Below are 18371 nucleotides of genomic sequence, written 5' to 3'. Positions count from 1 at the left end.
CGCGGAGCGCAGCGGAGGGGCCGCTCACCAGAGGCACAGTTTTGTCGTGCTGGTGCCGGAGCTTGCGGAGGTGCCGGCGCGTGGTCCGGAGCGCAGCGGAGGGGCCGCTCGCCAGGGGCACAGTTTTGTCGTGCTGGTGCCGGAGCTTGCGGAGGTGCCGGCGTGAGGCCCGGTCAGTCACCCGAGGAGCGGCTCCGTGAGGCGCTGCGGGCCCGCGCCGCCGAGGTCGAGCCGGCCCCGGACGCCCTGCCCCGCATCCGGCAGCGCACCGCGGCCGCCCGGGGCTTCGGCCTGTGGGCCATGGTCGGCGCGGTCGCGGCCGTCGCGACCGCCATCGCCGCCGGCGTCGTCGCGGTCGAGACCACCCGCGGCGAGCACCGGACCTTCCCGCCGGCGGCGCGCATCTCCGGCACGGCCGAGGCGCCGGCCCCCAGCACCGCGCCGTCCACGCCCGCGCCGGCCCCGCCGGGGAGCGTCAACCTGCCGGCCTACTTCACCCGCAACGGCCGCCTGTACCGCGAGTTCCTCCCCGCCACCGCCGACGGCGACCAGGCCCGCATCCGGGCCGCCGTCCTGCTCTCGCTGCAGGGCCGGGCCAAGGACCCCGACTACCGCAGCCTGTGGCCGGACACCGTCGAGGTGCACGGCGTCACCATCGACGGGAGCCGGGTCACCGTCGACCTCGGCGGCGTCGGCACCGCCCCGGCCGACCCGCCGCTCGCCGTCCAGCAGCTCGTCTACACCGTGCTGGCCGCCGCGACGTACACCTCGATGCGCCACGCCGACGGGGTGCGGGTGCTCGTCGACGGCGCGCCGGTGGCCCGCCTGTGGGGCGCCGTCGACACGAGCGGGACGCTGCACCAGGGCACCCTCGCCGAGCTCCAGGCGCCGGTCTGGGTGATCGAGCCCGACCAGGGCGCGGTGGTGGGCAAGACCTTCACGGTGTACCTCGCCGGGGTGGTCCCCGAGGGCACGGTCGACCTGCGCGTCCGCGACGCCGGCGGGGCCATCGTCGACGAGCGGGTCGTGCAGCTGAGCGCGGGCGCCCCGGCCCTGGGCGAGGCGCGCGTGCAGGTGACGCTGCCCTCGGGGCGGTACACGGTGGAGGCTTTCCTGCGCTCCGAGAAGGACGGCAGCGTGCAGTGGGTCGACGATCATGAATTCTCGGTGGGGTGATCGGCGACACGCCTGTCATCAATCGGATTCCGTTCGGGGGCTCAGGCCTGCGAGAATCCCTGCCCGTGAAGACCTTCGACGAGCTGTTCGCCGAGCTGAGCGCCAAGGCGGCGGCCGGCACCCCGGGATCCGGCACCGTGGCGGCGCTGGAGAAGGGCGTGCATTTCATCGGCAAGAAGGTCGTCGAGGAGGCCGCCGAGAGCTGGATGGCGGCCGAGCATGAGGGCCGGGAGCGCACCGCGGAGGAGCTTTCGCAGCTGCTGTACCAGGTGCAGTGCCTGATGCTGGCGACCGGGCTGTCGCTGGAAGACGTCTACCGACATCTGTAGTTCGGTCCCGTTCTTCCCGTACCCGCCGACAACCCACCCGTCTGGAGACCAGCAAATGCTCCTCCGTATCGCCGTGCCCAACAAGGGCACGCTCGCCGCTCCCGCCACCCAGATGCTCCAGGAGGCCGGCTACCGCCAGCGCTCCGACCCCAAGGACCTGCTCTGCCGCGACGAGGCCAACGGCGTCGAGTTCTTCTACCTGCGCCCGCGCGACATCGCCACCTACGTCGGCTCCGGCGACCTCGACCTCGGCATCACCGGCCGTGACCTGCTCATCGACGCGGGCAGCCCGGCCGTGGAGGTGCTCGACCTCAACTTCGGCCGCGCCACGTTCCGCTTCGCCGCCGTCCCCGGCTCGGTGAAGGGCTCCGCCCCGTCCGACCTGGAGGGCCTGCGGGTCGCCACCGCCTACCCCGGCGTGATGGAGCGCTACTTCGCCGAGCACGGCGTGCGGGCCGAGGTCATCCGGCTCGACGGCGCCGTGGAGAACGCCATCCGCCTTGGCGTCGCCGACGTCATCGCCGACGTGGTCGAGACGGGCAAGACGCTGCGCCAGGCCGGCCTCGACACGCTCGGGGAGCCGATCCTGAAATCCTCGGCGCTGCTCATCCGGCGTGCGGGGGAGGAGCTTCCGGCGGGTGTACCGCAGCTGCTGCGCCGCCTCCAGGGCGTCCTCGTCGCCCGGGAGTACGTGATGCTCGCCTACGACGTGCGGGCCGACTCCCTGGACGCGGCCGTCGCGCTCACCCCGGGCATCGAGTCGCCCACCATCTCCCCGCTGCACCGCGAGGGCTGGGTCGCCGTGCAGGCCATGGTGCCCCAGGCCGAGGTGCACCGGATCATGGACGAGCTGTACGAGGTCGGCGCCCGCGCCATCCTGGTGACCGGAATCCACGCCTGCCGCCTGTAGTGGCAGACTGGGGGCCGTGAGCAGCGAGCAGAGCCCGGTCACGGCCCCCGTCGTCGCCCGTCCGCAGCGGGCGCGGATCATCGCCTACGTCCTGGCACTGGTCGTCGTCATCGTCTTCACGCTCATCGCCTTCGGCCTGCACGGCAAGACCGGCGACGGGCCCGGCTACTTCCAGCGCGGCGACCAGGCGGCCATGATCGGCCTGGGCCTGTGCGCGGCCGCCGGCATCCTGCTCATGACCCGCCCCCGGGTCCGGGCCGACGAGCACGGGGTCCGGGTGCGCAACATCATCGGCTCCTACGACCTGCCCTGGGAGGTCGTCCGCGGGGTGACCTTCGGCCGCGGTGCGCCCTGGCTCACCCTCGACCTGCACGACGACGAGCGGGTGGCCGTCATGGCGGTGCAGATGGCCGACAAGGACTACGCCGTCAAGGCCGCCCGGCGCCTCCGCGCCCTCCACACCGCCTCCTTGACTCAAACGTCACAGGCCTCGTCGGCCGAGGCCTGATCGGCCAGGCGCCGGCGGATCCATTCGTGGTAGAGTAGCTTCCGTCGACCGCATCCCGTCCCAACCGGGATGTTCGAAGCGGGGCCTCGAGCCCCCACCCGCGCAGCTGACACACGGCAGCCGGGTCCGGTCCGACCGCAGCGGCCTATACTGGTCGTAGCGGTCGAACGGCCCTCGCCTGCGCATGCGCGGCGGGGGTTTTTGGCGTTGCTTTGCAGGATGCGTCGACCGTATGAGTGAAGTACCTATCGAGGAGGCCACATCAGCGTCGAGCCACGCGTCAACGAGCAGATCCGGGCACGTGAGGTCCGGCTGGTCGGCCCGGAGGGTGAGCAGGTGGGCATCGTCCCGCTCGAGCGCGCACTCCAGCTGGCCGCCGACGTGGACCTGGACCTGGTCGAAGTTGCGCCCATGGCACGCCCGCCCGTCTGCAAGCTCATGGACTTCGGCAAGTTCAAGTACGAGAGCGCGCTCAAGGCCCGGGAAGCCCGGCGTAACCAGCAGCAGACCGTCATCAAGGAGATGAAGCTCCGCCCGAAGATCGATCCGCACGACTACGAGACCAAAAAGGGTCACGTGGTGCGGTTCCTCAAGGCGGGCGACAAGGTCAAGGTAACGATCATGTTCCGTGGCCGCGAGCAGAGCCGCCCGGAGCTTGGTTTCCGGCTGCTGCGCAAGCTCTCGGAGGAGATCTCGGAGCTGGGCTTCGTCGAGGCCGCGCCGAAGCAGGACGGCCGCAACATGATCATGGTCTTGGCGCCGCACCGCAATGTGAAGGCCGCCGCGACCGAGCGTCGCGAGGGCAAGGCGGACGGCGGCACGGGCGCGGAGGGCGAACCAGACCTGGTCGCCGGGCTGCCCGAGCCGGTCACCGCCGACCAGGCTTGATCCGAACGGCCTGACACCAGGCCGCACCGGCGCCCCGATCGTCACCATGACCGGGGCGGCCATAACGCCCGGGCCGCACCAGCGGCCCGGGGCGGAGCAACACCATGTCCACCACCGCGTCGTGCGGGCGGTTCCGCACTGCGCGGAGCCCGGCTGCGCGCCGGAGCTACTGAAGGGCAACATCAGCATGCCGAAGTTCAAACCGCACTCCGGGATGAAGAAGCGCGTGAAGATCACCGGTCGCGGCAAGATCCTCAGCGAGCCGGCCGGCAAGCGCCACCTCCTCGAGGTCAAGCCGAGCAAGCGGACCCGTCGCCTGAGCGGCAACGTCGAGCTCGGTGCATCGGAGACCCGCCGCGTCAACAAGCTCCTCGGCCGATAACCCAGCGGCGTTCTCCCCCCGACCTTTCTTGACTTTCGACCGGCCCGCGCCGGGGCACGCCCCCGCGGCCGGTCTTGCATGAGGAGTTAGAACCGTGGCACGCGTAAAGCGGGCAGTGAACGCCCAGAAGAAGCGCCGCACCGTCCTGGAGACCGCCAGCGGCTACCGCGGGCAGCGCTCGCGGCTGTACCGCAAGGCCAAGGAGCAGGTGCTGCACTCGATGCAGTACGCCTACCGCGACCGTCGCGACCGCAAGGGTGACTTCCGCCAGCTGTGGATCACCCGGATCAACGCCGCGGCCCGCGCGAACGGCCTGACGTACAACCGCCTGATCCAGGGCCTGCGCCTGGCCGGCGTCGAGGTGGACCGCAAGATCCTCGCCGAGCTCGCCGTCAGCGACGAGAAGGCCTTCAGCGGCCTGGTCCAGGTGGCGAAGACGGCCGTTGCCGCCGCCTGAGCACGATCGACCGCGACCCGGGGTGTTCACCGTTCGAACGCCCCGGGTCGTTGCCGCCCGGCGCCTGCACCGCCGCCGGGACCGCGACGAGTCCGGCCGATTCCTGGCCGAGGGCCCGCAGGCGGTCCGCGAGGCGCTCAAGGCCGGGGCCGTCGCCGAGCTGTTCGCCACCGCCGAGGCCGTCGCCCGCTACCCGGAGCTGACCGCCGAGCACTCGCTCGTCGACGACGCCGCCCTGGAGGCGCTCGCCGACACCGTGCAGCCGCAGGGCCTCGTGGCCGTCTGCCGGCAGCGCGACATCCCGCTCGACGCCGCCCTCGCCGCCCGCCCGCGGCTCGTGGCCGTGTGCGTCGACATCCGCGATCCCGGCAACGCCGGCACCGTCCTGCGCACCGCCGACGCGGCCGGCGCCCGGGCCGTCGTCTTCGCCGGCGACTCCGTCGACCCGTACAACGGCAAGGCCGTGCGCTCCTCGGCCGGCAGCCTGTTCCACGTCGACGTCGTCCGGGCCCGCGACGCCGGCGCCACCGTGGATGCGTTGCGAAATGCCGGCATCCAGGTGCTCGCCGCCGACGGCTACGGCGACACCGACCTGTTCGATCTCGACACGCTCGGGAAGCCGACCGCCTGGCTGTTCGGCTCCGAGGCGCACGGCCTGCCCCGCGAGCTGGCGGCCGACCGGCGGGTCCGGGTGCCCCTCTACGGCGGCGCCGAGAGCCTGAATCTGGCTGCGGCCGCGGCGGTATGCTTGTACAGTTCCGCCAAAGCGATGAGGGAGTAGCCGAGATGCGCCTGTTTATCTGGCCCGCCGGAGACGGTGGGCGGACGGGACGCACGAGCTCCTGACACCTTCCCACGACCGGCGGGCGGACCTCACTACACTGTCCGAGGCCAATCTCCCGTGGGAAGAGTCCGATGACGTACCGCAATGATCCGTACGATCCGAAACAGGCCGCTCTGCTCGACCAGGGCGCGCTCGACGACGCGGTCGCCGCGGCCGACAAGGCGTTCGCCGGAGCGGGCGACCTCGACGCGCTCGCCGCGCTGAAGCACCAGCACCTCGGCGACCGCGCCCCGATCTCCCTGGCCCGCCGCGAGATCGGCTCGCTGCCCCCGGCCGCCAAGGCCGACGCCGGCAAGCGCGTCAACCTCGCCCGCGTCGCCATCCAGGGCGCGTTCGACGCCCGGCTCGTGGCGCTCACCGCCGAGCGCGAGGAGCGGGTGCTCGTCGAGGAGGCCGTTGACGTCACGCTGCCGGCCGCCCGCCGCCCGACCGGCGCCCAGCACCCGCTGACCAAGATCATGGAGCGGGTCGGGGACCTGTTCGTGAGCATGGGCTACGAGGTCGCCGAGGGGCCCGAGGTCGAGTGGGAGTGGTACAACTTCGACGCCCTCAACATGCACCCGGACCACCCGGCGCGCTCGATGATGGACACCTTCTTCGTGAAGGCCGGCGCCCCGCACGAGGACGACGACTCGCGCGTGGTGCTGCGCACGCACACCTCGCCGGTGCAGGCGCGGACGATGACCAGCCGCAAGCCGCCGATCTACATCGTCTGCCCGGGCCGCACCTACCGCACGGACGAGCTCGACGCGACCCACACCCCGGTCTTCCACCAGGTCGAGGGCCTGGTCGTGGACAAGGGCATCACGATGGGCCACCTCAAGGGCACCCTGGACAACTTCGTCAAGGGCCTCTTCGGCGACCAGGCCCGCACGCGGCTGCGCCCGTCCTACTTCCCGTTCGTGGAGCCGGGCGCCGAGATCGACCTGTGGTTCCCGCAGCACCGCGACGGCCCGCGCTGGGTCGAGTGGGGCGGCTGCGGCATGGTGAACCCGCGGGTGCTGCGCGCCTGCGGTATCGACCCGGAGGAGTACTCCGGCTTCGCGTTCGGCATGGGCATCGAGCGGGCGCTGATGTTCCGCAACGAGGCCGCCGACATGCGCGACATGGTGGAGGGCGACGTGCGGTACGCGCGGGCGTTCGGATGGGAGGCCTGAGGTGCGCGTTTCGCTTTCCTGGCTGCGCGAGCACGTCGACCTGCCGATCGGCCTCGACGGCGACGGGCTGGAGAAGGCCCTGGTCAAGGTCGGCCTGGAGGTCGAGGAGCTGACCGACGCCGGCGCCAGTGTCACCGGGCCGCTGGTGGTCGGGCGGGTCGAGTCGATCGAGGAGCTCACGGGGCTGAAGAAGCCCATCCGGTACTGCCTGGTCGACGTCGGCAACGAGCAGCCCCAGGGGATCATCTGCGGCGCCCGCAACTTCGCCGAGGGCGACCTCGTCGTCGTGGCGCTGCCCGGCGCCGTGCTGCCCGGCGGCTTCACCATCTCCGCGCGCAAGACCTACGGGCACGTCTCCAACGGCATGATCTGCTCCGGCCAGGAGCTCGGGGTCAGCGACGACCACGACGGGATCATCGTGCTGACCCCCGACTCGGCGAAGCCGGGCGACGAGGGCCGCCCGCTCGTCGGGCTCGACGACGTCGTGGTCGAGATCAACATCACCCCCGACCGCGGGTACTGCTTCTCCGTGCGCGGCATCGCCCGCGAGCTGTCGCACTCCCTCGGCGGCGCCTACCGCGACCCGGTCGCGGCGGTCGTCCCGCTGGAGGGCGACGGCGGCGAGGCGTACCCGATCGAGGTCCTCGACAGCGTGGCCTGCGACCGGTTCACCGCCGTCGCCGTGCGCGGCGTCGACCCGGCCGCGGCCACCCCGCAGTGGATCAGGACGCGCCTGGCCACGGCCGGCATCCGGTCCATCTCGCTGCCGGTCGACATCACCAACTACGTGATGATCGAGATGGGCCAGCCGATGCACGCCTGGGACCTCGGGCAGCTGACCGGCCCGCTGGTCGTGCGGCGCGCGCAGCCGGGGGAGAAGCTGACCACGCTCGACGGCGTCAGCCGCGCGCTCGACCCCGAGGACATCGTCATCGCCGACGGCACGGGCGTCGTCTCGCTCGCGGCCGTCATGGGCGGCACCACCACCGAGGTCTCGCCCGCGACCGTCGACGTGCTGCTCGAGGCCGCGCACTGGGACCCGCGCTCGGTCGCGCGCACCATCCGCCGGCACAAGCTGCCCAGCGAGGCCGGCAAGCGCTACGAGCGCGGCGTCGACCCGCAGATCACCGCGGCGGCCTGCGCCCGGGCGGCGGAGCTGCTGGCCGAGCACGGCGGCGGCACCGTCTCCACCGGCGTCACCGACGTCTACGCGGTCGTGCCGCCCGCGCCGGTCACGATGACCGTCCAGCGCCCCTCGCAGCTGGCCGGCGTCGACTACACGCCGGAGCGGGTGCTGGAGATCCTCGCGATGATCGGCACCCAGGTGGTCGTGGACGGCGACGCGCTCGCCGTCACCCCGCCGAGCTGGCGGCACGACCTCAACGACCCGGCCGACCTCGCCGAGGAGGTGCTGCGCCTCGACGGGTACGACCGGATCCCGAGCGTCCTGCCGATCGCGCCGCCCGGGCGCGGGCTCACCGCGACCCAGCGGCGCCGGCGCACGGTCGGGCGGGCCCTGGCCGACGCCGGCTACGTGGAGGCGCTGTGCTGGCCGTTCGTCGGCGAGGCGGCTCTCGACGCGATGCGCATCCCGGCCGGCGACGAGCGCCGCAACGCCCTGCTGCTGCGCAACCCGATCTCCGACGAGGAGCCGGGCCTGCGCACCACGCTGCTCCCGCCGCTGCTGGCCGCGCTGCGCCGTAACCTCGGGCGCGGTCTGCGCGACACCGCGCTGTTCGAGATCGGGCCGGTCTTCCTGCCCGACGGGCCGCTCGCCGTCGCGCCCGCGCACGGCGTCGACGGGCCGCCCAGCGCGGACGAGTTCGCGGCCGTCGAGGCGCTCCTGCCGCGCCAGCCGTGGCACGTGGCGACCGTCATCGCCGGCGAGGCCGACCCGGCCGGCTGGTGGGGCGGCGGCCGCCCGGCCGACTGGGCCGACGCGGTCGAGTCCGCGAAGGTCGCGGCGGCCGCGGCCGGCGTCGAGCTGACCGTGCGGGCCGCGGCCGAGGCGCCGTGGCACCCGGGGCGCTGCGCGGCGCTGCTCGTCGGCGACACCGTCGTCGGGCACGCGGGTGAGCTGCACCCGGCCGTCTGCGCGGACCTGGACCTGCCCCGTCGTACCGTCGCCATGGAGATCGACCTCGACGCGCTGCCGATCCCGGGCGTGTGGATCGCGCCCCGGCTGTCGAGCTTCCCCACGGCGCTGATCGACGTGGCGGTCGTGGTCGACGCGGCCACCCCGGCCGGCGCGGTCGGGGCGGCGCTGGCCGAGGGCGCGGGGCCGCTGCTGGAGTCGGTGCGGCTCTTCGACGTGTACGCCGGGGCGCAGCTGGGTGAGGGCCGCAAGTCCCTGGCCTACAAGCTGACGTTCCGCGCGCCGGACCGCACGCTCACCGGCGAGGAGGCCCTGGCCGCCCGCGACGCCGCGGTCGCCGTGGCCGCCGACCGGTTCGGGGCCGTCCTGCGCGGAGCGTGACGGAACGCATCGACGGTTCGGAGCCGTGACCGGCAGGATGGTACGGTCACGGCGCCGAGCCGACAATCCTGAAGGGGCAGCGCGTGTCAGACGTCAGTGCATCGGGGGGTTTCACCACCGACGTCGTGGTGATCGGCGGTTGCGGCCGGGTCGGTCTCCCGCTCGGCATCGCGCTCGCGTCCCGCGGTCTGCAGGTCACCCTGTACGACATCAACGAGGCCGCGGTCGCCGTGGTCAACACGGGCACGCTCCCCTTCGACGAGGAGGGCGCCGCCGAGCCGCTGGCCAAGGCGGTCGCCGAGGGCCGGCTCACGGCATCGACCGACCCGAGCACCGTGGCCACGGCCGAGCACCTCGTCGTGATCGTGGGCACGCCGGTCGACGAGCACCTCAACCCCAACATCGCGGCGGTGCCGAAGGCGATCGAGCGCTGCGCGGAGTACCTGCGCGACGGCCAGCTCATCGTGCTGCGCAGCACCGTGCACCCCGGGGTCACCGCGCTCACCGAGAAGCTGATCAAGAAGCTCGGGGTCAACGCCGACGTCGCGTTCTGCCCCGAGCGCATCGCCGAGGGCAAGGCGATGACCGAGCTGTTCGAGCTGCCGCAGATCGTCGCCGCGCGCACCCCCGAGGCGACCCAGCGCGCCGAGAAGCTCTTCCGCAACCTGGCCGGCCAGATCGTGGTCCTGGAGCCGGAGGAGGCGGAGCTCGCCAAGCTCTTCACGAACACGTGGCGGTACATCAAGTTCGCCGCCGCGAACCAGTTCTGGATGATGTCCAACGACTTCGGCCTGGACTTCGAGCGCATCCGGCACGCGATCCGCTTCCAGTACCCGCGCGCCGCCGACATGCCCGGCGCCGGCTTCGCGGCCGGGCCTTGCCTGCTCAAGGACACCATGCAGCTCGCGGCGTTCAACAACAACAACTTCGTGCTCGGCCACAGCGCGATGCTCATCAACGAGGGCCTGCCGCTGTACGTCGTGTCCAAGCTCCAGGAGCGCTTCGACCTGTCGGAGATGACAGTCGGCATCCTCGGCATGGCCTTCAAGGGCGGCAGCGACGACATCCGCGAGTCGCTCGCCTACAAGCTGCGCAAGGTCGTCATGCTGCGCGCCAAGGAGACGCTCTGCAGCGACCCGTACGTCAAGGACGACCGGTTCGTCCCGCTCGACGAGGTCCTCGGCCGCGCCGACCTGCTCATCATCGCCGCTCCTCACCCGGAGTACCGTGACCTGCAGACCGATGTCCCGGTTGCGGACATGTGGGGCGTGACGAACAAGGGCGTGCGTATATGAGCTTGCCGCCACAGATTTCTGTGGTCATTCCGGTCTACAACGAGGGCGAGGCCATCGTCCGCTGCCTGGACCGGATCCTCCGCGAGGTGATGATGCCCGCGGAGGTCCTCGTCGTGCACGACATGCCCGAGGACACCACCGTGCCGTTCGCGCTGCAGGTGCAGGAGCGCGACCCGCGGGTCCGGCCGGTGCTCAACACCTACGGCCGCGGCCCGGCCTACGCGATCCGTTTCGGCATCGACGTCGCCCGCGCCCCCGTGGCCGTGGTCACCATGGCCGACGGCTCCGACGACCCGCGCCAGATCGAGGACCTCGCGCGGCTCGTGGACCGCGGGGTCGTGGTCGCGGCCGCCTCGCGCTACATGCCGGGCGGGCAGCAGGTCGGCGGGCCGCGGTTCAAGCGGTTCCTGTCCCGCAACGCCGGGCGCAGCCTGCACTGGTTCGCGCGCGTCGGCACCCGGGACGCCACCAACAGCTTCAAGGCATACTCGACCCCGTTCGTCCGCCAGGTCGGCATCGAGTCCAAGACCGGCTTCGAGATCGGCATCGAGCTGACCGCGAAGGCGACCCGGCTGGGCCTGCCCGTCGCGGAGATCCCGACGATCTGGCTCGACCGGCAGCTCGGCGAGTCCCGCTTCGACGTGGGGCGTTTCCTGCCGAGCTACCTCAAGTGGTACTGGTTCGCCTTCGGCCCCAGACTGACCGTCGAGAAGCTGGCCAAGCGCCCGGCTTCCACGGCCGCGCGCGACGACGCGCAGGCCGCCCGCGAGAGCTCGTCCGCAACCCAGAGCTAGAAGGAGTATTTGTGGCAAAGGTCCTGGTCACCGGCTCGGCCGGCTTCATCGGTGGATATGTCGTCGAGGAGCTGCTCGCCCGCGGCTACCAGGTCGTCGGCCTCGACAACTACTCGAAGTACGGTCCGGTCACCCGCAGCTACGACTCGCACCCGGACTACCGCTTCGTCGAGGGCGACGCGCGCGACGTCGACCTGGTCACCGACCTGCTCGACGGCTGCGATCACTTCATCGCCGGCGCGGCGCTCATCGGTGGCATCTCGTACTTCCACGCCTACGCCTACGACCTGCTCGCGGCCAACGAGCGGATCATGGCCTCGTCCTGCGACGCAGCGATCAAGGCGCACCAGAGCGGCACGCTGAAGAAGATGACGTACCTGTCGTCGTCGATGGTCTTCGAGTCCACGACGCACTGGCCGTCGAAGGAGGGCGACGAGCGCAAGATCCCGCCGCCGCTCTCGTCGTACGGGTTCCAGAAGCTCGCCGTGGAGTACTACGCGAAGGCGGCCTGGGACCAGTACAAGCTGCCCTACACGATCGTGCGGCCGTTCAACTGCGTCGGTGTCGGCGAGGGCCGCGCGCTGGGCGAGGTCGAGGTGCTGTCCGGCAACGTGAAGCTGGCCATGTCGCACGTCGTGCCCGACCTGGTGCAGAAGATCGTCAAGGGCCAGAACCCGCTGCACATCCTGGGCACCGGGGAGCAGGTGCGCCACTACACCTACGGCGGCGACCTGGCCAAGGGCATCATCACCGCGATGGAGTCCGACAACGCGCTCAACGAGGACTTCAACATCTCCACCGCCGAGTCGACCACGGTCCTGCAGCTGGCCGACGTGATCTGGCGCAAGATCAAGGGCACGGACGAGCCGCTGAGCGTGGTCTCCGACGACCCGTACGAGTACGACGTGCAGAAGCGCGTGCCGGACTGCACCAAGGCTCGCGAGGTGCTCGGCTTCGAGGCGACGACCTCCCTCGACGAGATGCTCGACGAGGTCATCCCGTGGGTGACCGAGGCCGTCAAGGAAGGCCGCCTGTAAAGGCTTCCCGGAGAGGGCCCCGCCGCTTGGCGGGGCCTTTTTCGTTGGTGTGGGTGTGACGCTCGTCGAGGAACGCGAGACCGCCGCGCAGGTCGTGCGGGAAGGGTCCCGGCGGCGGTGGGCGTGGCCCGCCGTCGCGGTGGTCGCCGGTCGAGTGGGCGGCCGCCCTGAACGCGGTGCTCGACGCCGCGATCACCAGCCTGCTCGGGCTCGCCGTCCACGGCGCGGTCCGGTCGAGGCTCGACCGCCTCCCGGCCGCCGTGATCGTGGTCGCCGCGGCGCTGCCGACGGGGTTCGTGCCCAACGCGCTCGCCCAGCTGCAGTTCCCGCTCGTGTACGCGGGCCTCTGGATGCTGTTGTGGCGGCGCGCGAACCTGCTCACTGCCGGGCCGACCGCGCTCGCCGGGGCCGTGCAGCTGGCCGCGCACGGGTTCGGCGAGGACCGCTATCTGGTGCTGATCGGCCGGCCCGACGTCGCCGCCGGGGTCTGCCTCGCGGCCGGCGCCCAACGATCGGTACGGGCGCTGGGTTGCGTACATAGGTCAACGCGACTTGTCGTGTTCGCGACACTTGTCGCCGTGGTGCTGGCCGCGAACCTGCGCCCGGCGAGCCCGCGCGACGGCGGCCCGCGCTGGGGGGCCGCCGTGCGGTCCGCGCGCGCGGAATGCCTTGTCCGGCCGGGTCTCGCGCGGACCGGCGTGCACATCGCCCAGTGGCCCGTGCTCGGCTGGGAGGCTGTGCTGCCCTGCGCCCGGCTGCGGTGATCACCGGTCGATCGGGCGTCACCTCGGCGTCTCGCCTTGTTCCCCGGCCGTTGCGACGAACGGGCGTTCGTTAGAGACTCGGCGTCGTGGTGAGCACCTCGTCGGCGCCCATCGGCCGGGCCGATCTCCTGAGCCATGCCCGGGAGCGGCTGGCGGCGGGGGGCAGCGTCGTGCTCTGCGGGCCGGCCGGCATCGGCAAGTCCACCATCCTGGACGCGCTGGCGGCAGCCGAGCTCGAGGCGCTGGTGCTGCGCGCGGCCGCCGCCGAGGCCGAGGCCGACCTGCCCTACCTCGCCCTGGTCGACCTCTTCGACGGCGCCCCGGACGCCTCGGAGCTGCTCCCGGCCCATCTGCGCGCGGCGCTGGACGGCGCCCTGCTGCGCAGCGCCCTGCCCGCGACCCCGCACGACCAGCTGGCCGTGCGCCTGGCGGTGCTCGAGCTCTTCCGCGCCCTGGCGGCCGACCGGCCGGTGCTGCTCATCCTCGACGACGTGCAGTGGATCGACGAGCCCAGCGCCGGGGTGCTGCGGTTCGTCTCCCGCCGCCTGGGTGAGGTGCCGGTGAAGGTGCTCGCGGCCGAGCGGGTGCCCGACGGCGGCGCGCCGACCCGGCTCGACCTGTGCCCGCCGCCGAGCGTCACCCTGCCCGTCCCGCCGCTGCCCCAGAGCGACGTCGCCGACCTGCTGCGGGCCCGCTTCGGCGCCGAGGCCGGGCGCGCGCACGTCCAGCGCATCTACGAGGCCAGCGCCGGCAATCCGCTCTACGCGGTGGAGCTCGGCCGGGCCATCGGCAGCAGCTCGTTCCCGGTCACCGACCCGCTGCCGGTGCCCGACCGGCTCCGGGAGCTGCTGGCGGCCCGGCTGGCCTCGCTGCCCGCCGAGGACTGGCCCGCGCTGCTGGTCATCGCGGCCGCGGCCCGCCCGAGCCTGGCCCTGCTCGGGGCCTGCGGGCTCAGCGAGGCGCACGTCGAGGCCGGGATCGCCTCGGGTGTACTCCACGTAGAGCCCGACGGCGCCATCCGGTTCTCGCACCCGCTGCTACGGGAGATGGTCTACGCCGACGCGACGGTCGCCGCCCGCCGGGAGACCCACGAACGGCTCGCCGACACCGTCACGGACCCGGTCGACCGGGCCCGGCACCTGGCCGCCGCCCGCCCGGAGCCGGACGAGGGCCTGGCCGAGTGCCTGGCCGACGCCGCCTCGGCGGCCCGGCTGCGGGGCGCGCCCGCGATGGCCGCGGACCTGGCCGCCCTGGCCGCCGACCGCACGCCCCGGGACACGCCGGGCGTGGCCGCGGTGCGCCGGTTGAGCGCGGCCCAGTACGCGTACTCGGCCGGCTCGCCGGTCGACGCCCGCCGCCACGCCGCGGCCGCGCTGCGCGACGCGGCCGACCGCCGGACCCGGGTCGGGGCGCGGCTGCTGCTGGTGGAGATGTCGGGTGAGGACCACTCCAACTCCGGCCCGCTGCTCGACGCCGCGTTCGTCGAGGCGGTCGACACCCCGGACCTGCTCGCCCACGTGCGGCTGTACAAGGGGATCAAGGCCTACTGGGACGGCGACGGCGAGGCCGCGCTGGCCGAGCTCAAGCGGGCCGAGGAGGCCGCCGAGCTGTGCGGCGACATGGAGCGGCTGGTCGAGGTGCTCAGCTGGCGGGGCAACATCCTGCTCGGCACCGAGGGCGACGAGTACCTGGAGCGGGCCGGCAAGCTCGCCCGGGGCCTGTCGCTGACCCCGGCGACGGTCGCGGCCCGGCAGGTGGCCGCGATGAGCCGGCTGTTCAAGGGCGAGACGGCCGAGGCCGTGCGGCGGATCGAGGCGCTGCGGATCGCGGTGGAGCGGGCCGGCACCGTGCGTGACCTCGCGGCGGTGCTGGTGTCGGTGGCCGGCATCTACTGGCGGGCCGGCCGCTGCGCCGACGCGCTGACCGCCGGGCGGGACTGCGTGCGGCTCTACGTCGACGTCGAGTCCACGCCCGGGCCCGGGTACCTGGTCGCGGCGCTGGTGGAGTACGCGGGCGGGACCGCCACGGCGGCCGCGAGCCACGCCGAGCGGGGGCTGGCCGCGTGCCTGGCCGCCGGCGACGAGGACTGGATCAAGCTCGCGTACGCGACCGGCGGTCTCGTGCACCTGCTGCGCGGCGACCCGGTGGCCGCGGCCGAGACGATGCGCGAGGCGTACGCCCTCGACCAGCGCCTCGGCCGGCTCGACCCGGGCGTCCTGCCCTGGCACGCCGACTTCGTCGAGGCGCTCGTCGGCGCCGGGGCGCGCAACGAGGCGGCCGAGGTGCTCGCCGAGGTCGAGCAGCGCGCCCGGCACCTGGACCGCCAGGTGGTCTTCCTGGGCCTGGCCCGCGCCCGCGCCGTGCTCACCGCCGCGACGGGGGAGGCCCGCGAGGGCGCCGAGGCCCTGCACCGGGCGATCGAGGAGTGGCCCGACCACCCGTACCCGCTGGAGACGGCCCGCGCCTACTACACCCTCGGCGGGCTCGAGCGGCGCGCCCACCGCCGCGGGGCCGCCCGGGCGGCGCTGTCCGAGGCGGTCCGCCGCTACGGCGCGGCCGACGCCCACCCGTGGCGCGAGGTCGCCGCGGCCGACCTGGCCCGCCTCGACGGCGGCCGCGGCGCCGGGCTGTCCGAGACCGAGCGGCGCATCGTCGAGCTGGTCCGGGCCGGCGCCACCAACCGGGAGATCGCCCGCGCGCTCTTCCTGTCGATCAAGGCGGTCGAGGCGAACCTGACGCGGCTGTACCGCCGGCTCAACGTGCGCAACCGCTCCCAGCTCGCGCGGTTCCTCGACCCGGAGTAGCCGACCCTATCCTTACCCGCGCGTTCATCCGCGCGTGGCGATGTCATACATAGACTGCCTCCGATTCCTTCCACCGGAGGTACGCAGTGATCAAGCGGGCCCTGCTCGCCGTCGCGCTCATGACGGCGGGCGTCACCTACCTGGCCGGGGCGGCCGAATCCGAGGCCGCCGCCGTGCACCGTGTCCTGTTCGACAACACCAAGGCCGAGACCGCCGGGAATGCCGACTGGATCATCAGCACGTCCCAGCCCGACCCCCTGAGCCAGAACGGCAACCCGACGAGCGAGACGTCCTGGACGGGCGCGCTGTCGTCGTGGGGCGTGGCGCTGCAGCGCACCGGGCAGTACAGCCTCAAGACCCTGCCGGCCGGGAACACCATCACCTACGGCGGGTCGGGCGCGCTGGACCTCAAGAACTTCGACGAGTTCGTGATGCCGGAGCCCAACGCCCCGCTGAGCGCGGCCGAGAAGACCGCGATCATGCGGTTCATCCAGGCCGGCGGCGGGTTCTTCCTGATCGTCGACCACACCGCCAGCGACCGCAACAGCGACGGCTGGGACTCGGTGCGCATCGGCAACGACCTGCTGACCAACAACGGCGTCGACAACACCGACCCGTTCGGCTTCAGCATCGACGTGAACAACATCGGTACCGAGAACCCGGTCGCGATCAGCAGCACCACCGACCCGGTCATCAACGGCTCGTTCGGCAAGGTGCCGGGCAGCATCATCCGCAACGGCAGCACACAGACCCTGCACCCGGCGGACAACGCCTCGGTGAAGGGCCTGGTGTACCGCAGCGGCTTCACCCCCGGCGGCACGACCGGCGCGTTCTTCACCACGGCGACGTTCGGCTCGGGCCGGGTCGCGGTGTGGGGCGACAGCTCGCCGATCGACGACGGCACCGGACAGTCCGGCAACACGCTCTACGACGGGTGGAACGACACCGCCGGTACCAACGCCGCTCTGGCCCTCAACGCCACCGCCTGGCTGGCCGGCACCGGCGCCTCGACGCCACCGCCCACCACCCCCGGCGGGTCTTGCGCGTCCACCGAGCTCTTCGGGAACACCGGCTTCGAGACCGGCACGGCGACCCCGTGGACCGCGACCTCCGGTGTTGTGTCGAACGACACGTCAATGGCCGCGCACGGTGGATCATGGAAGGCGTGGCTCGACGGCTACGGCTCGGCGCACACCGACACGCTGTCCCAGACGGTGGCGATCCCGTCGGGGTGCTCGCAGGCGGTGCTGACCTTCTGGCTGTGGGTCGACACCGACGAGACCGGAACCACCGCCTACGACAAGCTCACCGTGACGGCCGGCTCGACCACCCTGGCCACCTACTCCAACGTGAACGCGTCGAGCGGTTACCAGCAGAAGACGCTCACGGTGAACGCGACCGGCAGCGTGAAGATCACCTTTACCGGGGTGGAGGGCAGCAAGCTGGCCACCTCCTTCCTGCTCGACGACCTCAGCATCAAGGGCGCCTGAGTTACCTCCTTGAAACAGACGCTTGCATAGCGATACAGTCGAGCGCATGGGAATACGTGTCGCCGTTGCGGGGGCCTCGGGCTACGCCGGCGGTGAGCTGTTGCGGCTCATCGCCGGCCACCCGCACCTGGAGCTCGCCGCCGCCACCGGGTTTGCGCAGGCCGGATCGACCATCGGGAGCGTTCACCCGCACGTGCGATCCTTCCGCGACGTCGTGCTGGCCAAGACCGAGGCGGAGGTGCTCGCCGACGCCGATCTGGTCTTCCTGGCCCTGCCGCACGGCGAGTCGGCCGCCCTGGCCGCGCAGCTGCCCGGGGCGGTGAAGATCGTCGACCTGGGCGCCGACTTCCGGCTCCGGGACGCCGCGGCCTGGGAGCGGTACTACCCCGGCGCGCACGCCGGCACCTGGACCTACGGCCTGCCCGAGCTGCCCGGCCAGCGGGAGCAGATCGCCGCCTCGACCCGGGTCGCCAACACCGGCTGCTACGCGGTCACCACCGTCCTCGCCCTCGCGCCGCTGATCGCCGCCGGGGTCGCCGACCCCGAGGACGTGGTCGTGGTCGCCTCCTCGGGCACGTCGGGCGCCGGCCGCGCGGCCAAGCAGCACCTGCTCGCCTCCGAGATCATGGGGTCGATGACGCCGTACAAGGTCGGCGCGCACCAGCACGTCCCCGAGATCAAGCAGGCCAGCGGCGCCCGGTCGCTGTCGCTGACCCCGGTGCTCGCGCCGATGCCGCGGGGCATCCTGGCCACGGTGACCGCCCGTTTCCGGCAGCGGGCCGACCCGCGTGAGGTGCTCGCGGCCGCCTACGAGGGCGAGCCGTTCATCCACGTGCTGCCCGAGGGGCAGTGGCCGCAGACCGGCGCGACCTTCGGCTCCAACTCCGCGCACCTGCAGGCGACCGTCGACGTGGACAGCGGCCGGATCGTCGTCGTCTCGGCCACCGACAACCTCGTCCGGGGCGCGGCCGGCCAGGCCGTGCAGAACGCGAACATCATGCTGGGCCTGCCCGAGACCGCGGGTCTCGCCGTCGACGGGATCGCGCCATGAGCGGTCCGC

17 protein-coding genes are annotated in these 18371 nt (G+C 72.6%); all 17 read left to right on the top strand.

The window, feature by feature from the left end:
- Positions 1-162 precede the first annotated feature (162 nt).
- The 17 genes from AB0B76_RS17015 (at position 163) to argC (ending at position 18362) form a co-directional block, all read left to right on the top strand.
- Complete coding sequence (locus AB0B76_RS17015; protein WP_360375588.1) at positions 163-1176, top strand: Gmad2 immunoglobulin-like domain-containing protein; 1014 nt, start codon at positions 163-165, stop codon at positions 1174-1176.
- A 59-nt stretch (positions 1177-1235) separates the two neighbouring features.
- On the top strand, positions 1236-1505 hold the full coding sequence (locus AB0B76_RS17010; RefSeq protein ID WP_345131942.1) for a phosphoribosyl-ATP diphosphatase: 270 nt from the start codon (positions 1236-1238) through the stop codon (positions 1503-1505).
- A gap of 55 nt (positions 1506-1560) precedes the next feature.
- Positions 1561-2415 (top strand): ATP phosphoribosyltransferase, encoded by an 855-nt coding sequence (gene hisG, locus AB0B76_RS17005; protein ID WP_360375586.1) that lies wholly within the window; start codon positions 1561-1563, stop codon positions 2413-2415.
- Positions 2416-2431: 16 nt separating this feature from the next.
- Entirely contained in the window at positions 2432-2923 is a 492-nt protein-coding gene (locus AB0B76_RS17000) for a PH domain-containing protein (protein ID WP_360375584.1), read from the top strand.
- Positions 2924-3184: 261 nt separating this feature from the next.
- Complete coding sequence (gene infC, locus AB0B76_RS16995) at positions 3185-3811, top strand: translation initiation factor IF-3 (protein ID WP_360376057.1); 627 nt, start codon at positions 3185-3187, stop codon at positions 3809-3811.
- A gap of 187 nt (positions 3812-3998) precedes the next feature.
- Positions 3999-4193, top strand: a complete 195-nt coding sequence (rpmI, locus tag AB0B76_RS16990; protein WP_350612823.1) for a 50S ribosomal protein L35 — start codon at positions 3999-4001, stop codon at positions 4191-4193.
- Between the two features lie 94 nt (positions 4194-4287).
- The gene (gene rplT, locus AB0B76_RS16985) at positions 4288-4650 is read left to right on the top strand and encodes a 50S ribosomal protein L20 (RefSeq protein WP_360375582.1); all 363 of its coding nucleotides are present in this window, start codon (positions 4288-4290) and stop codon (positions 4648-4650) included.
- Between the two features lie 22 nt (positions 4651-4672).
- Positions 4673-5431 (top strand): RNA methyltransferase, encoded by a 759-nt coding sequence (locus AB0B76_RS16980; RefSeq protein ID WP_360375580.1) that lies wholly within the window; start codon positions 4673-4675, stop codon positions 5429-5431.
- 134 nt (positions 5432-5565) lie between these two features.
- Positions 5566-6651: a phenylalanine--tRNA ligase subunit alpha gene (gene pheS, locus AB0B76_RS16975; protein WP_360375578.1), complete on the top strand. Its 1086-nt coding sequence runs from the start codon at positions 5566-5568 to the stop codon at positions 6649-6651.
- A 1-nt stretch (position 6652) separates the two neighbouring features.
- The gene (gene pheT / locus AB0B76_RS16970) at positions 6653-9127 is read left to right on the top strand and encodes a phenylalanine--tRNA ligase subunit beta (protein WP_360375576.1); all 2475 of its coding nucleotides are present in this window, start codon (positions 6653-6655) and stop codon (positions 9125-9127) included.
- An 83-nt stretch (positions 9128-9210) separates the two neighbouring features.
- A complete protein-coding gene (locus tag AB0B76_RS16965; protein WP_360375574.1) occupies positions 9211-10422 on the top strand; it encodes a nucleotide sugar dehydrogenase in 1212 nt (403 codons plus the stop codon).
- Entirely contained in the window at positions 10419-11216 is a 798-nt protein-coding gene (locus AB0B76_RS16960) for a glycosyltransferase family 2 protein (RefSeq protein ID WP_360375572.1), read from the top strand. Before AB0B76_RS16965 ends, AB0B76_RS16960 begins: the two co-directional genes overlap by 4 nt.
- Before the next feature lie 11 nt (positions 11217-11227).
- On the top strand, positions 11228-12253 hold the full coding sequence (locus AB0B76_RS16955; protein WP_360375570.1) for an NAD-dependent epimerase/dehydratase family protein: 1026 nt from the start codon (positions 11228-11230) through the stop codon (positions 12251-12253).
- A gap of 176 nt (positions 12254-12429) precedes the next feature.
- Positions 12430-13017 (top strand): hypothetical protein, encoded by a 588-nt coding sequence (locus AB0B76_RS16950; RefSeq protein ID WP_360375569.1) that lies wholly within the window; start codon positions 12430-12432, stop codon positions 13015-13017.
- 86 nt (positions 13018-13103) lie between these two features.
- Positions 13104-15821 carry an AAA family ATPase gene (locus AB0B76_RS16945; RefSeq protein WP_360375567.1) on the top strand — a complete coding sequence of 906 codons (2718 nt, stop codon included), beginning with the start codon at positions 13104-13106 and terminating at the stop codon, positions 15819-15821.
- 86 nt (positions 15822-15907) lie between these two features.
- Entirely contained in the window at positions 15908-17311 is a 1404-nt protein-coding gene (locus AB0B76_RS16940) for a hydrolase (RefSeq protein WP_360375565.1), read from the top strand.
- A 46-nt stretch (positions 17312-17357) separates the two neighbouring features.
- On the top strand, positions 17358-18362 hold the full coding sequence (gene argC, locus AB0B76_RS16935; protein WP_360375563.1) for an N-acetyl-gamma-glutamyl-phosphate reductase: 1005 nt from the start codon (positions 17358-17360) through the stop codon (positions 18360-18362).
- The last annotated feature ends 9 nt before the right edge of the window (positions 18363-18371 follow it).

It is taken from the genome of Dactylosporangium sp. NPDC049140, assembly GCF_040648435.1.
The sequence above is the reverse complement of the archived record's forward strand: the minus strand, read 5'-3'. Positions and strand labels throughout refer to the sequence as shown.

Bases quoted from the DNA above. Each gene is read 5' to 3' on its own strand.
- hisG (WP_360375586.1), top strand. From the start codon at position 1,561: ATGCTCCTCCGTATCGCCGTGCCCAACAAGGGCACGCTCGCCGCTCCC.
- pheS (WP_360375578.1), top strand. From the start codon at position 5,566: ATGACGTACCGCAATGATCCGTACGATCCGAAACAGGCCGCTCTGCTC.
- argC (WP_360375563.1), top strand. From the start codon at position 17,358: ATGGGAATACGTGTCGCCGTTGCGGGGGCCTCGGGCTACGCCGGCGGT.
- AB0B76_RS16960 (WP_360375572.1), top strand. From the start codon at position 10,419: ATGAGCTTGCCGCCACAGATTTCTGTGGTCATTCCGGTCTACAACGAG.
- rpmI (WP_350612823.1), top strand. From the start codon at position 3,999: ATGCCGAAGTTCAAACCGCACTCCGGGATGAAGAAGCGCGTGAAGATC.